This window comes from Acinetobacter lactucae (assembly GCF_013122135.1).
GTDB lineage: Bacteria > Pseudomonadota > Gammaproteobacteria > Pseudomonadales > Moraxellaceae > Acinetobacter > Acinetobacter lactucae.
Genome location: NZ_CP053391.1, coordinates 311,970 through 325,796, shown reverse-complemented (window position 1 = coordinate 325,796; position 13,827 = coordinate 311,970). Strand labels below are relative to the sequence as shown.

Below are 13,827 nucleotides of genomic sequence, written 5' to 3'. Positions count from 1 at the left end.
CCACAAGTAAGTTTGGCTATTTTAGCGGGTTGGACAAAATAAGTTGCAAAATCTTTTGAGCAAGATCACGAGCAGCACCCTGATTGGTTTCAATCGTGTAATGCGCAACTTCACGATATAAAGGGTCACGTATTTTTAACAAATCACGTAATTTTTGTTCAGGGTTTTCAACTTGTAATAGAGGTCTGTTTTTATCACGATAAGTTCGTTGTAATTGTAATTCTACGGGGGTGTACAGATAAACAACTATACCACGTTGCTTTAGAAATTCGCGATTGGGTGCTTGAGTAATCGCCCCTCCTCCTGTCGCTAATACTAAGGCCTTACGGGAAGTCAACTCATTTATGACTACGGTTTCACGAGTACGAAATCCAATTTCCCCTTCTTTCTCAAAAATCCAGGGAATAGTGGCGCCTGTTTTGCGTTCAATTTCATGATCACTATCTAAAAATTCACGCCCTAATAGTTCGGCTAAATGACGTCCAACGGTTGTTTTTCCTGCCCCCATGGGCCCTACCAAATAAATATTTGGCAGGGTTTCAAACGCTTTGCTTGGCAAGGCGCCACCTATTTCAATTGCTTTCATTAAAAAATATATTAATGATTTCTCACCAAAGTGTCATTAACAATTCGTGGCGTAACGAAAATCAGTAACTCTTGCTTATCATCAGATTTCACATCTTTTCTAAATAAACGTCCAACTACAGGAATGTCTCCAAAGAAAGGAACCTTGGTTTGTGAGTTAGAAGTCGTCTGCTCAAATACTCCTCCTAAAATAACAGTTTCACCATTATTGACGAGTACATTGGTATTAATCTGATTCTTATTTAAAATTAACTCACCATTAGGAGCCGCGCCAGCAACAGAATCCTTTGAAATATCCAATTTCATTTGAATTTTGCCATCAGGCGTAATGCTCGGGGTAACATCCAAACTTAAAAGCGCATCTTTAAATGATGTACTTGCTGTAGCGCCAGCAGCAGAATTCGTCGTGGTTTGATATGGGACCTGTTGGCCTGTTGCAACTTTTGCAGGTTGCTTATCTGCAGTCATCACTTTAGGTGTGGAAATCACCTCACCATAGCCATCAGCTTGTAGGGCAGAAAGTTCGAGATCAAGCATAAAATCCGACATACTAATCAAGCCAAAGGCAATACTTCCAGCTGGATTAGTTACCCCTAAATCAACATTTAAATTATCTGGGCGTTCAATCGTATATTTATAACCCCCTGTGGTTTCATCTTTTTTAGGTTCTCTTAGATTCCACAAGGTCGTTTCACTACCACCAACTAACAAATTATTATTGTTAGTAATCCCTTGCGATAATATGCCCCATTTAACACCAAGCTCTTTCGTAAAAGAAGTAGAGGCTCTTACGATACGTGCCTCAACCATAACTTGTTTAACTTGTACATCCAGCAAATCTATCATTTTACGAATTTGATCAATCGACTGAGCCGTATCATTAATAATTAAGGTATTGGTACGATCATCTTGAGTAATTGTTCCACGTGGACTCAATAAACTTCCTACATTATTCCCTAAACTATCAACACCCGTATTTAAATTGGTTGAGGTTGAAGTACCCCCGCCAGACGTACTCTGCAAACCATTACTATTGTTTGAGCCTTTGGTAACTAAGCTCATAATATCTTGAGCTCGTGCATATTTCAGTTGAATATACTCAGTTTGCAATGGCGCTAATTTCACACTCTGTGCAACAGCTTTCGCCTCTTCTTCTTCGGCCTTAATCAATTCTGTAACTGGAGCAATCCAAATTACATTTCCATTTCTGCGTTTATCTAAATTTTTAGTTTTTAAAATAATATCAAGTGCTTGGTCCCACGGAACATCTTTTAAACGCAAAGTAATATTACCTTGAACGCTGTCAGCCGCAACCATATTAATGCCAGTAAAATCTGCCAATAATTGTAAAACGCGACGGACTTCAATATCTTGGAAATCAAGAGAAAGCTTATTCCCAGAGTAATTAGGTGTCTTATATAAAGAGGTTACATTTTTGTCCTGCGGACGCTTTAAGCTAATGGTCAATTTATTTTCCGCCTGATAAGCCATATATTCATAGCTACCAGTGGATTGGATTGTAATAACACCATTGCCTTTTTCATTATAAGATTCAATTGTCGAAACAGGCGTCGCAAAATCATTTACATTTAAACGTTTAGCTAAATGCGCGGGAATTTTAGAGCCTAGTGTTTTTACTACAACTTTGCTACCTTGTTGCTGCACATCAACAGGGGTATTGCTACCTAGCAAATCGATAACAATAAGGCCTTCTCCTTGACCACCGCGCTGAAAGCCAATATTTAAAACACCTTGGAGTTGCATCACACTTGTTTGTGCGGGCTTCACTATAGCTTGAGCTGTATTAATTTTTAAAATAAAAGTATTGCCTTCAATACGAGTAGTAAAAGCACCTGCTTCTTTTAAATTGACAGTCAAACGTGAACGCTGATCATCAGAGCTCACATCGACCGAGCTCGCCTCATTCGTTCCAATCGCTACTTTTGTCTGTGTGAGATTCTGCTGCGCTTTATTAAAATCTAAAATTAAACGTGAAGGATTTTCAAGTTGATATGCTTGTGGTTGCGGCGGCAAACCATTAAACATCACTCGAATTTCCGTACCCTGACCAGCTATTTGCGTCGGTACAATATTGGTCATGCTGACCTGTGCAGATGCAACCTGCATAATTGCAATCGCTACAGCCCCCATAGAAAACTGACTGAATACGTGATTCATTGTCTAACCATCCCCAATTAAATAATCTTTAAAAATACTTTTTCTTTGTTATTCCCTAAATTTTAGGGTGCAGGTCCAATCAACACCAAGGTTCTTGGTCTTTCCACATAGCCTTCTCGTCCATCAGGGACAATTTCCACCAGATCAATCTGAGTCGGACCAATATGGGTAATTCGACCTTGATTCATCCCGATATAGTTCCCGACCTGTACTCGCTCAATTTGATGATCAGGTGTTTGGATCAGAGCCATGACTTGCCCACGGTTGTTACGCATGCTGCCTTTCATATTTAAGGATTCTAATGCATAGCTTTCGAGGGGTTGAGGTGCTCGTGAGAAATTCGGATATACCCGTTTTCCCGCCATAATCTTGAGTTCAGCAGCAAGCGAGCTTGGTAAAAATGGGCTCTTTAACTGATGGGCTACATAATTAAACTGTGGGACAGGTGTAAAAACAGGCGCTGGCTCTATAGCTTGTGGAGGCTGATTACGTATGTCGGCCATTTGTTGATTTACGGCATCAATTCTCGAGTCGCATCCGACTAAAACCAAGCCCACCCCAAGAGAAAGTAAAATTTTCTTTAGTTTCATTAATTATCCTCCTACTTTCGCTTTGACTTCTTGATAGAAGGAATATTTACATTATGGCTATCGGAGGTGTTGGCTTGCGTCTCACCATTTCCCCCTTGTGGGTCATTATTATTTTGGTTTTCCCCAGCGCCCATATAGCGATAAGTTTTTGCTTTGATAGAATAATTAAGCACAGGAATATCTGATTTACTATCCTTAACAGGAGCAGCTTCAACAATAAAATCATGCATCGTCACAATACGCGGTAATGCCGCAATACTGCTCACGAAAGCACCGAAAGCGTGATAATCGCCTGTTGCCTCAATCGTAATCGGCTGTTCAATAAAAATTTCCTGCTTCACTTCATCTTCTAAGCGGATATTTTTAAACTTCAGACCAGAATTCACCCCCGTTAAGTTAATATCTTCAACTAAACTTGGAATTTCGGTTTCTTTTGGCAATTGTTCTAACTGCTGGTTGAAGTTGGCTTGCATTTCTTGAAGTTGAAGCTGATATTGCTGCAAATTACGTAATTTTGAGTCTTTTTCTCGAAACTCATTTAATAAATTACTTTCTTGTGCCTGAGCATTATCAATTGCTTGGAGCTTTGGCTGAATAGCAACAAAATAGCCCAAGGCCAATACAGCAAAGAAAATAAAAATCCAACACGTAATTTTCACAGATAATGGCCAACTACCATAGCTGTTCATATCGAGTGTATTAAATTGCTGAAGAAATTTTTCTAAAGTGATCTTTTTTTTCTTAGATGGAGCTTGTTCTAAAGACAGCTCATGAAGTTCATGAGGACTCATTTTGCTACCTCCTTATCCGTACCTACAGACGTATTGGCGGTATCATCTGTTGTAGTCACTCCCATTTCCCCTACATCAACAGTAACAACAAAACTGCCATAGCTATCTTCTACTCGAGGAAGCAAAGAACTTACAGCCTTATCTTTTTTCTCTTCAGTCGCTAAGAAAGAATTCATAAAAGCGTTGCGATACCATGGTGATGCTTCGAGATTACGTAATAACTCTGCAACTGTATTTGGACTTTCCGCTTTACCTTCAATGGTAAATTTATCTCCAGTTCGGCTGAATTTAGTCAAATACATGGCTGCTGGAGTCACGCGTACCAATTCATCCACCAAACGTACAACGACTGGACGCTGACTTTGTAATCCTTGGATGAGCTTCATACGCTCAATAATTGCGTCACGCTGTTCTTGCAAGCCATTTAAGGTTTTAAGCTGTTGATCTAGATTCTGGTTTGTACTGATAATGAGTTGATTCGCTTGTTCTTGATCACTGAGTTTTTGATTCAAATAAAACCACCCAGAAAATACAGTGGTTATCCCCAAAACAACGACCCCAAAACATAAAATAATAAATTGTTTTTTGCGCTGCTCCCGAAGCCCATCACGCCAAGGGAGTAAATTAATTGTTGCCATTAATCAAAACTCCTTAAGGCCAAGCCACACGCCACCATTAATGATGAGGCATCATTTTCAATTTTTTGAATATCGACTTGAGGAGAAAAGCCCATTTGTAAAAACGGATTAGCAATAGTGACTCGGTAACCAAGTTTTTGCTGCAACAATTTCGCAAGGCCTGGAATATTGGCATTACCACCTGCAAGCAAAATATGATCTATTTCATTGAATTGGGATGAAGAGAAGAAAAATTGTAGAGATCTAGCAGCTTGCTGCACTACAGCATCTAGAAATGGTTCTAAGATTTCGATGTCATAATCATCTGGTAAAGAACGTTCTTTTTTAGCCCGTCCCGCCTCTTCTAATGACAAACCATAACGGCTTTGAATTTCGAGAGTAAGCTGTTTACCGCCAAAGACTTGTTCACGGGTGTAAATGATTTTGCCATTTTGCATAACCGATAATGTGGTCATGGTATGGCCAATATCTAAAATACCAATGGTACTTGCACCCATGGGTAAGCTATCAGCAAACACACTAAAAGCACGCTCGACAGCATAACTCTCGACATCAGCAAGTTTAGGCGTTAAATCTACCAGTTCCAGTACTTCTACGCGTGTTTCAACATTTTCTGTGCGCGTTGCGACTAAAAGTACATTCACACGATTTGGATTTGGCAGTCGATCTGGTAAAACCTCAAAATCAAGGCTCACCTCATCCAAAGGGAACGGTATATATTGCTCCGCATCTAATCGAATCTGAACTTCACGCTCATCATCGTTCATATCTGCATCCATTTCGATAGTTTTATGAATAACCGTCGATGTTGGAACAGCAATTGCAGCATTACTGGTTTGGGGATTTGCTAAATTCATCGCCCTTTCCAAAGCTTCTGCAACTGCTTCAGGATTCAAGATATTTTTTTCAACTACACTGTTCTCAGGTAAAGGTGTTAAAGCATAGCTTTCCACCCAATATTTACCGTTCTTAACAGAGAGCTCTAACAACTTAACAGAAGTCGAACTAATATCGACACCCATTAACCCCTTATTCGGTTTACGATATAACCTGAGCACACTATTGTCCTATTATTTTTTTATCCCCAAAAAAATTACAAACCAATAATCTCGATCTTTATTTTTACACGGATACAATATCTCATCTAACAATCCGCATGTCTAAAGGCTATACTGACCGCAATTAGTTTGTATTCGATCTTATTAAAGCTTACTTATCATGAAAAAGCTATCCAGTTTGGGCTTCGTGCGTCCAATTTTTTTGATCATTATTATTATCTTAGTCTCACTTCCGATGGGCTTTTATGGCATGTATCTCTATATCGCCCCATCGCTTCCAGAAATGAGTTCACTAAAAAAAGCTCCGCTTTTAAAACCACTACAGGTCTATACTTCAGATAATCAACTGATTGCGGAGTACGGTGGTAAGCTTTCTATTCCGGTTGAATACAAACAAATTCCTCCTGCTTTCATCCATGCATTTTTAGCAGCAGAAGACTCTTCTTTCTTTGAACATAGCGGGATCAGTTTTAAAGGCTTAGGTCGAGCTCTGAGCGAAAGTGTGACAGGTTCAGATGTGCAAACTGGTGGTTCAACGATTACCATGCAAGTTGCAAAGAATTATTATTTGAGTCCAGAAAGAACCCTAAAGCGTAAAATAACCGAAATCTTTTTGGCTCGAAAAATTGAGCAGAATTTATCCAAAGAAGAAATTCTAAGTCTCTATGTGAATAAAATCTTCTTAGGGAAAAATGCGTATGGTATCGCGGCTGCAGCCAAAATTTATTACAACAAAAGCATTAATGAGCTTAGCATTGCTCAAATGGCCATGATTGCAGGTTTGCCAAAAGCGCCTTCTAAATACAACCCTGTAGTTAATCCAGAACGCGCACTCGAACGACGCAACTGGATTTTAGGCCGTATGTTACAGCTGGGTTATATTTCTCAAGCAGAATATCAAAAAGCAGTTGCAGAGCCGATTAATTTAAACATGCCCAATCGGGATTTAAATAATATTCATCCCTATGTTGGGGAAATGGTTCGTTCAGAACTTGTAAAGCATTTTGGTGAACAAGCGATTGATTCTGGTTATAAAGTTTACACAACAATTAATGCTAAACGCCAAGCAATTGCAGAAAAAGCTGTGCAAGATGGTCTTGAAGCGTATGACCGTCGTCATGGCTGGCGTGGTGCAGAAGCACATGATAAACCGTTAACTGAATTTAGAGCCTATGCCAACACTTATCCCGCACAAGTCACTAAGGTAAATAGCAGCTCTTTTGAAGCATTAATGCAAGATGGCTCAACCGTTACTGTACAGTGGTCAGGCATGTCATGGGCACGTCCCTATCGTAGTGCAAATAGTGTAGGTGGGGCTCCTTCACGTGCATCTCAAATTGTGAAAGTTAAAGATATTGTTCGCTTACGTCCAAATGACAATAAGACCGCATGGTCTTTAGTCCAGGTTCCAAAAGTTCAGGGCCAACTCATTGCCATCAATCCTAACAATGGTTCAATTGAAGCAATTGTAGGTGGCTATAACTTCTACCAATCAAAATTTAACCGTGCCCTACAAGGCTGGCGTCAACCGGGTTCTACCATTAAGCCATTCCTCTATGCTTTAGCATTAGAAAGAGGCATGACACCGTATAGCATGGTGAATGATAGTCCAATTACGATTGGTAAATGGACACCACGAAATTCTGATGGGCGTTACTTAGGTATGATCCCATTACGTCGTGCTTTATATTTGTCTCGTAATACTGTATCAGTAAGACTTCTACAAACAGTAGGGATTGAACGTACTCGCCAATTATTTATGGATTTTGGTTTACAAGAAGATCAAATTCCACGTAACTACACCATTGCCTTAGGTACTCCTCAAGTATTACCAATTCAAATGGCAACTGGTTATGCAACGTTTGCAAACGGTGGCTACCGTGTTCAACCGCATTTCATTCAACGTATTGAAGATGCTTACGGCAAAATCATTTATGAAGCCAAACCAGAATACGCATGTATTCCATGTATTAATGCACCTGACACAACGGATGATGAGCAAAAACCTAAAACGACTGATGATGAAGTCATCGAAGTTACGAATAAAGACATAGAACAGAAAGAAAACGCAGCTAAGCAGCTTAATCTTAAACAGACTGACAAAAACAATAGTCAATATCGCCAAGCTCAACGTATTTTAAAATCAAGCTCTGCTTATGATATGGCGAATATCTTACGTGATGTAATTGAGCATGGTACAGGTCGTGCAGCACTTAAAATTGGCCGTAGTGATTTAGGTGGTAAAACAGGTACTACGAATGATGCAAAAGATGCATGGTTTGCAGGCTTCAACGGCAAGTTAGTGACTGTAGCATGGGTTGGTTTTGACCAACCGACTACGCTTGGCCGCCGTGAATATGGTGGTATTGCTGCATTACCAATCTGGATTAATTTTATGGGTCAAGCATTACAAGGTACGCCAGCAGCTTGGGTTCGTTTAGATAAAGATGCTCAAGGCCCTATTTCTCGTGACAAACAACAAACCGTTACTGAAGTAGGCGATAAGAAAACTTATCGTGCAGCTCCCCCATTAGCACGTCCACTCTATCGCCCAGCACCTCCACAACCGAAACTGAGCAATGACAATGACTTCTCTGATTTACCGGGTGAAGAAATTGTTATTCCATCTAAGGCTGCACCTCCCGCTATGAAACCTTCACAGGAGCCTGCGCCTAAGCGTGAAAAAGATGAATTAGAAAATCTGATTAATCAGATTGAATAATAGAAAAAGCCATCGTTAGATGGCTTTTTTATTGCGCTTCTGAAAGACATAAATTTGAAAAGATGCTGTTACTTCTAATTGCGCTTGCCGCTCTAACTGCAAGCGACGCTCAGGAGAAGCTTTGTAAGCATAAGGCGTCATAGCAATCAGATTTCTTAAAGCCTGTTGATCAAGCACAAAAGGCGCATCAATAATTTGCTCTTGTTTTAGCTCAAACAAATCTTGTAGTTGCTCTACAAACTTTTCTGGCGTGTGAGGATTCACTTGTTCAAAAAGAGCTTCACGCATGGCATACAAATGTTCCGAGGCAGGCGTAACAACTATTAAATAACCCTCATCTTTTAAAACACGCGCAATTTCTGTTTGTGGAATCGGACTAAATAAACTGGTGCAGGCATCCATACTCTGATCTAGTACAGGTAAAGTCGCTCCTGTCCCTACAACCCAAGTTACCTCATTATTCAGCTTTGCTGCGCGCTGTACGGCATTTTTTGCAATATCAACACCAACACACTGCTCAACGACTTGCTGCATAGCACTTGTATAGTAGCCCTCGCCACATCCGATATCGAGTATCGCTTTTACATTGAGTTGCTTTAATAAAGCGACTACAGCCTGCTGTAAAGGCTGATAATAACCACCTTGTAAAAAAGCTCGGCGCGCATCTACAGACTCGGGCGTATCCCCTGGGTTTTTACTATGTTTATGTTGCACAACATGTAAATTGACATAACCTTGTTTAGCCACATCATAACTATGTCCTTGCTCACATCGCCAAGTTCTTTCAGTTAAATTTAGGGACTGACGACACACAGGACACATTAAAATTTGCTTAGCCACTTTTAATTATTCTCTTGTTCTTTTTGTTGTAAATAAGCCTTTGCATGCAGTCCAACAAAGGTACGGCCTGCATTTGTACCACTAATCCACTCATCTACCTGAAACAAATCAAACAGACCCACTTTGACCAAGGTTGGAATTGCGATCTTTAACTCTTCCTCAATTTGTCCCCTTTGCCCTGCATTATATAATTCAATATTGTGCAGCATTGTGGCTACAGTTCCTGTTTGAACCTGACTTCCATCTTTAAGTACAACTTGAGGTAATACTTCGCCCTCTCCAACTACTTTTTGATTAATCACAGATAATTGATCTAGACCAGCAACTTTTGTCATTCACCTCTCCAATAAAAAAAGCCAGTAGAACTGGCTTTATATTGACACTAAAATAAGATCTATCGCAATTTTAAAGTCATTAGGCCTAAAACTACTAATATAATTGTAATAATCCAAAAACGGATTACAACTTGCGTTTCTTTCCAGCCCTGCTTTTCATAGTGATGATGCAGCGGCGCCATTAAGAACACACGTTTATTACGCATACGCAAGGAGCCGATTTGTAAGAATACAGATACTGCCTCCATTACAAATACACCGCCCATAATTGCAAATACGATTTCTTGACGAACCATAACTGCAATTGTTCCAAGCATCGCACCTAAAGCTAAAGCGCCGACATCACCCATAAATACTTGAGCAGGATGCGCGTTATACCAAAGGAATGCTAAACCTGCACCAATCATGGCAGAACAGATTACTACGAGTTCAGATGTATATTTCACATATGGAATATGTAAATAGTTAGCGAAACGGATGTCACCAGATAAGTAAGCAAATACGCCTAAGCCCGTAGCTACCATGACAACCGGCATAATTGCCAAGCCATCTAAACCATCTGTTAAGTTAACTGCGTTAGAAGCACCATTAATCACCAGATAGGTAAATATAATAAATGCCAGACCTAACGGAACAATTGAGAGTGGAATTGAAAGATTCTTAAAGAATGGAATCAATAAATCCAGCATGTTTGCCGTATGTTCTGCATTGGACTGTTGAGTTGCGATTAAATACAACGCAATACCAGCACCCAGCGATGCAACAGAAGTCCAGAAAAACTTCTTACGTGCAGGTAAACCAGCATTGTCTTTATAGCGAATTTTAATCCAGTCATCTGCCCAGCCTACAGCACCGAATACAACCATTACACCAAGCACAATCCAGACATAAGGGTTAGATAAATCAGCCCATAGCAAAGTACTAATACCAATTGAAAGCAGAATTAAAATTCCGCCCATGGTTGGTGTACCCATTTTTTTAGCATGATTTTCAGGAGCAAACGAACTTACTGCCTGACCGTATTTTAACGCTTGTAATTTACGAATCATGATCGGCCCAAGGACCAGACCAATGGTCAGTGAAGTTAATACACTGAGTAAAGAACGTAATGTTAAATAACGAACGACCTGAAACGAGCTGTGATAGCCCGCAAGTTGTTCAAACAACCATAACAGCATTTAAAGTTTCTCCATCAAATCAGCCATCAACGTTTCCATATGAGTAAAGCGAGAACCTTTAAACAGGAAACTCATGGACTGGGGTTGATGTGTTTGGATTAGATTGATTAAAAATGGAAGCGCCTCAGCTTGTGTCTGAAATGCTTTCACTTTATTAGAATGAGAGTCTGCACCCTCGATAGCTGCTGGAGCGAACTGTCCAACAGCAACAATATGGTCTAAAGGAAGCTCAGCAAGATCACGACCCAAATCATGATGCTCTTGCCAACTGCTATCACCTAATTCACCAATATCCCCCATGACCATCACTTTTATGCCTTGTTGCTGCAACAACACTTGTGCAGCAGCGCGCATAGAAGTCGGATTGGCATTGTAGGTATCATCAATAAATAAGTAAGGTGATTTATGAATAAAGTTAAGACGACCTTTGGCTCCCTGAGCTTGCTCTAAGCCTTGGACAATATCTTCTAGTCCAATACCAATCGCTAAAGCAAAAGCTACAGCTGCGGTCGCATTTTGAACATTATGCTCACCCGCAAAAGGAAGCTTAACTGCACTGCTACCTTGCGGTGTATGAAGATTAAAATTCGTTGACTGAGGTAATAATTCCACATCTGTTGCATAGACATCGCCCCCTACACCAAATGTAGAAATATGATGAGCTTTTGCAGCATCAAGAATTTCGGCAGTGAAGTCATCTTGTTGCGGCACGATTGCAACGCCATTTGGTAAAATATGACGATAAATTTCCGATTTTGCGCGGCAAATACCTTCACGACCACCAAACTCGCCTAAATGAGCTGTACCAATATTTAATATGCCCGCAACATGAGGCTGAACGAGTTTTGATGTGTAATCAATCTCACCTTGATGGCTTGCACCCAACTCCATCACCGCATATTGATGTTCCTTGCGAAGCTCTAGCAACATCATTGGTACACCAAGGTCATTATTTAAATTGCCTCGGGTGATTAGTGTCGGTGCTAAGCGCGACAATATACTTCCCAGCATTTCTTTGGTTGTAGTTTTACCACTACTCCCCGTTAAGGCAATCACCTTTAATTGTGAGTTTTGCTCACGGCGATAAGCACCGAGTTGCCCTAAAGCCAATCGGGTGTCAGCAACAACGAGTTGTGCAATATCTACATCTAGAGGACGTTCAACAATAGCTATTTGACAACCATTTGCAGCAACTTGCGCAACGAAATCATGCGCATCGAAACGCTCACCTTTTAGTGCTAAAAAGGCATCCCCAGTTTCCGCATGACGAGAGTCCGTCAAAATACGTTTAATTTCAGTTTGAGGGATTTGGTCTTTATGCCAGTAGCCCTGTGTTGCCTGTTGTAATTGTTGAGCTGTCCACGGTTCCAAAGGCACGGTACTGGTGGTTGAAGTATGCATAATTTGTCCTATTGTGCAGGGTAAGCAGCGTCTACAGTGTGATGTTGTGCATCAATCGCAGAACGCACTTCAACAACATCATCAAACCAGTGACGTACGCCATTAATTTCTTGATAATTTTCATGTCCTTTACCGGCAATCACAACAATATCACCAGCCTGAGCCTGCTGTGCAACAAATTTAATTGCTTCACGGCGGTCATGAATTTCATGCATACGGTGCCCTGAAAAGTCGATTCCTTGCTTCATGTCAGCAAAAATTTGTTCAGGGTCTTCTGTTCTTGGGTTATCCGACGTCAAAATAACTGGATTTGCACCGTCTAAAGCTGCTTGAGTCATTAATGGGCGCTTACCGCGATCGCGGTCCCCGCCACACCCAAATACAGCCCAAAGTTGATTAGACACATGACGTTTTAAGGTTTTAAGCACTTGAATTAATGCATCTGGTGTATGCGCATAATCAACAACAAATAAACGCTCACCATCACGAATAACCTGCATTCGGCCAGGTGCACCAATCAGTTTAGGAACAAAGCTAACTAATGGTTCTAAATCAAAACCTGCTTGCTCAGCAGCAATAAGTGCTGCAACCAAGTTTTCGACATTAAAATGCCCTAACAATGGACTTTGCACAGCAAAAGAACCTTGCGGGCTCACTAAATTAAATGTCGCTCCCCCTAAACTGTAACTCAGGTCAGTAATATAATAATCAGCAGTATTTTGAGTAAGTGAATACGTTAAAATTTTCGGTTGAGCAGGATTTTGCTTTGCCGCATTGATCATGAGAGCAACATGCTCATCATCTAAATTAATAACGGCTACTTTTAAAGAACTAAAACGGAATAAAAGAGCCTTAGCTTCTGCATAAGCCTCTAAAGTTCCATGATAATCCAGATGGTCACGACTCAAATTGCTATAAACAGCAATCTCAATTGCACAACCATTTAAACGACCTTGTTCCAAACCATGTGAGCTTGCTTCTAAAGAAGCAAAAGTCGCACCTTGTTTTGCATAATCATGCAATGCATTTTGCAGTTGTAAAGCATCAAGCGTCGTGTGAGTTGATGGTGTTAAGTCTGGCAAAATACCATTGCCTGTAGTACCCATCACAGCACAGCGCTGTTGTTGTGAGCTAATTAATTCAGCCACTAGACGCGAAATTGTGGTTTTACCATTTGTACCAGTCACTGCAATAATACGAACTGGTGTTACGGGATCTATAAGCTGTAAATAACGTTCTTGCCATTCACCCATACGTTGACGCACATCAGAACACACCCACTCATTCACTACGCCTAACTCAGTCTCGCTAATAATGGCAAGTGCACCATTCGCTAAAGCTGACTCAGCAAAAGCGCGTATTTTTTCAGGTTGGCTATAACTGGTCAAAGCGATAAAGATCTGACCTGATGCCACCTTACGACTGTCTAAACTAAAGCCCTGAAAAGGTTGTTTAGACCACTGTGCATCGATCTTGACTGGATTAATTTCTTGGAAAGAAACAGACATAGC

12 protein-coding genes are annotated in these 13,827 nt (G+C 40.5%); 1 reads left to right on the top strand and 11 read right to left on the bottom strand.

Translation table 11 applies throughout. The annotated features are described in order from the left end of the window. Positions 1-16 precede the first annotated feature (16 nt). From aroK to HLV59_RS01515, 6 genes are all read right to left on the bottom strand, one after another. Positions 17-586, bottom strand: a complete 570-nt coding sequence (gene aroK, locus HLV59_RS01540; RefSeq protein WP_016142884.1) for a shikimate kinase AroK — start codon at positions 584-586, stop codon at positions 17-19. Between the two features lie 11 nt (positions 587-597). After that, the gene (gene pilQ, locus HLV59_RS01535) at positions 598-2,763 is read right to left on the bottom strand and encodes a type IV pilus secretin PilQ (protein WP_171429190.1); all 2,166 of its coding nucleotides are present in this window, start codon (positions 2,761-2,763) and stop codon (positions 598-600) included. A 62-nt stretch (positions 2,764-2,825) separates the two neighbouring features. Continuing rightward, entirely contained in the window at positions 2,826-3,353 is a 528-nt protein-coding gene (locus tag HLV59_RS01530; RefSeq protein WP_171429189.1) for a pilus assembly protein PilP, read from the bottom strand. Positions 3,354-3,364: 11 nt separating this feature from the next. Next, a complete protein-coding gene (locus HLV59_RS01525) occupies positions 3,365-4,144 on the bottom strand; it encodes a type IV pilus inner membrane component PilO (protein ID WP_061875199.1) in 780 nt (259 codons plus the stop codon). Next, positions 4,141-4,782 carry a PilN domain-containing protein gene (locus HLV59_RS01520; RefSeq protein WP_016143661.1) on the bottom strand — a complete coding sequence of 214 codons (642 nt, stop codon included), beginning with the start codon at positions 4,780-4,782 and terminating at the stop codon, positions 4,141-4,143. Before HLV59_RS01520 ends, HLV59_RS01525 begins: the two co-directional genes overlap by 4 nt. Further along, positions 4,782-5,840 carry a pilus assembly protein PilM gene (locus HLV59_RS01515; protein ID WP_016143662.1) on the bottom strand — a complete coding sequence of 353 codons (1,059 nt, stop codon included), beginning with the start codon at positions 5,838-5,840 and terminating at the stop codon, positions 4,782-4,784. The genes HLV59_RS01520 and HLV59_RS01515 overlap by 1 nt, the downstream gene beginning before the upstream one ends. A 160-nt stretch (positions 5,841-6,000) precedes the next feature. On the opposite strand from HLV59_RS01515, the gene ponA reads away from it, so the two are divergent. After that, the gene (gene ponA / locus HLV59_RS01510) at positions 6,001-8,562 is read left to right on the top strand and encodes a penicillin-binding protein PBP1a (protein ID WP_171429187.1); all 2,562 of its coding nucleotides are present in this window, start codon (positions 6,001-6,003) and stop codon (positions 8,560-8,562) included. Between the two features lie 15 nt (positions 8,563-8,577). Here ponA and HLV59_RS01505 read toward each other — a convergent pair whose 3' ends face one another. The 5 genes from HLV59_RS01505 to HLV59_RS01485 are packed head-to-tail and all read right to left on the bottom strand — an operon-like array spanning position 8,578 to position 13,824. Continuing rightward, on the bottom strand, positions 8,578-9,402 hold the full coding sequence (locus tag HLV59_RS01505; protein WP_171429186.1) for a putative RNA methyltransferase: 825 nt from the start codon (positions 9,400-9,402) through the stop codon (positions 8,578-8,580). 2 nt (positions 9,403-9,404) lie between these two features. Next, entirely contained in the window at positions 9,405-9,737 is a 333-nt protein-coding gene (locus HLV59_RS01500) for a DUF7709 family protein (RefSeq protein WP_016143665.1), read from the bottom strand. A gap of 59 nt (positions 9,738-9,796) precedes the next feature. Beyond that, entirely contained in the window at positions 9,797-10,915 is a 1,119-nt protein-coding gene (gene mraY, locus HLV59_RS01495) for a phospho-N-acetylmuramoyl-pentapeptide-transferase (protein ID WP_031949516.1), read from the bottom strand. Next, positions 10,916-12,316, bottom strand: a complete 1,401-nt coding sequence (locus tag HLV59_RS01490) for a UDP-N-acetylmuramoyl-tripeptide--D-alanyl-D-alanine ligase (protein ID WP_171429184.1) — start codon at positions 12,314-12,316, stop codon at positions 10,916-10,918. Between the two features lie 8 nt (positions 12,317-12,324). Next, positions 12,325-13,824 (bottom strand): UDP-N-acetylmuramoyl-L-alanyl-D-glutamate--2,6-diaminopimelate ligase, encoded by a 1,500-nt coding sequence (locus HLV59_RS01485; RefSeq protein ID WP_171429182.1) that lies wholly within the window; start codon positions 13,822-13,824, stop codon positions 12,325-12,327. Between the last annotated feature and the right edge of the window lie 3 nt (positions 13,825-13,827).

Excerpts from the sequence above, each read along its gene's own strand:
- aroK (WP_016142884.1), bottom strand. The coding sequence starts at position 586 with ATGAAAGCAATTGAAATAGGTGGCGCCTTGCCAAGCAAAGCGTTTGAA.
- pilQ (WP_171429190.1), bottom strand. The coding sequence starts at position 2,763 with ATGAATCACGTATTCAGTCAGTTTTCTATGGGGGCTGTAGCGATTGCA.
- HLV59_RS01530 (WP_171429189.1), bottom strand. The coding sequence starts at position 3,353 with ATGAAACTAAAGAAAATTTTACTTTCTCTTGGGGTGGGCTTGGTTTTA.
- HLV59_RS01525 (WP_061875199.1), bottom strand. The coding sequence starts at position 4,144 with ATGAGTCCTCATGAACTTCATGAGCTGTCTTTAGAACAAGCTCCATCT.
- HLV59_RS01520 (WP_016143661.1), bottom strand. The coding sequence starts at position 4,782 with ATGGCAACAATTAATTTACTCCCTTGGCGTGATGGGCTTCGGGAGCAG.
- ponA (WP_171429187.1), top strand. The coding sequence starts at position 6,001 with ATGAAAAAGCTATCCAGTTTGGGCTTCGTGCGTCCAATTTTTTTGATC.
- HLV59_RS01500 (WP_016143665.1), bottom strand. The coding sequence starts at position 9,737 with ATGACAAAAGTTGCTGGTCTAGATCAATTATCTGTGATTAATCAAAAA.
- mraY (WP_031949516.1), bottom strand. The coding sequence starts at position 10,915 with ATGCTGTTATGGTTGTTTGAACAACTTGCGGGCTATCACAGCTCGTTT.
- HLV59_RS01490 (WP_171429184.1), bottom strand. The coding sequence starts at position 12,316 with ATGCATACTTCAACCACCAGTACCGTGCCTTTGGAACCGTGGACAGCT.
- HLV59_RS01485 (WP_171429182.1), bottom strand. The coding sequence starts at position 13,824 with ATGTCTGTTTCTTTCCAAGAAATTAATCCAGTCAAGATCGATGCACAG.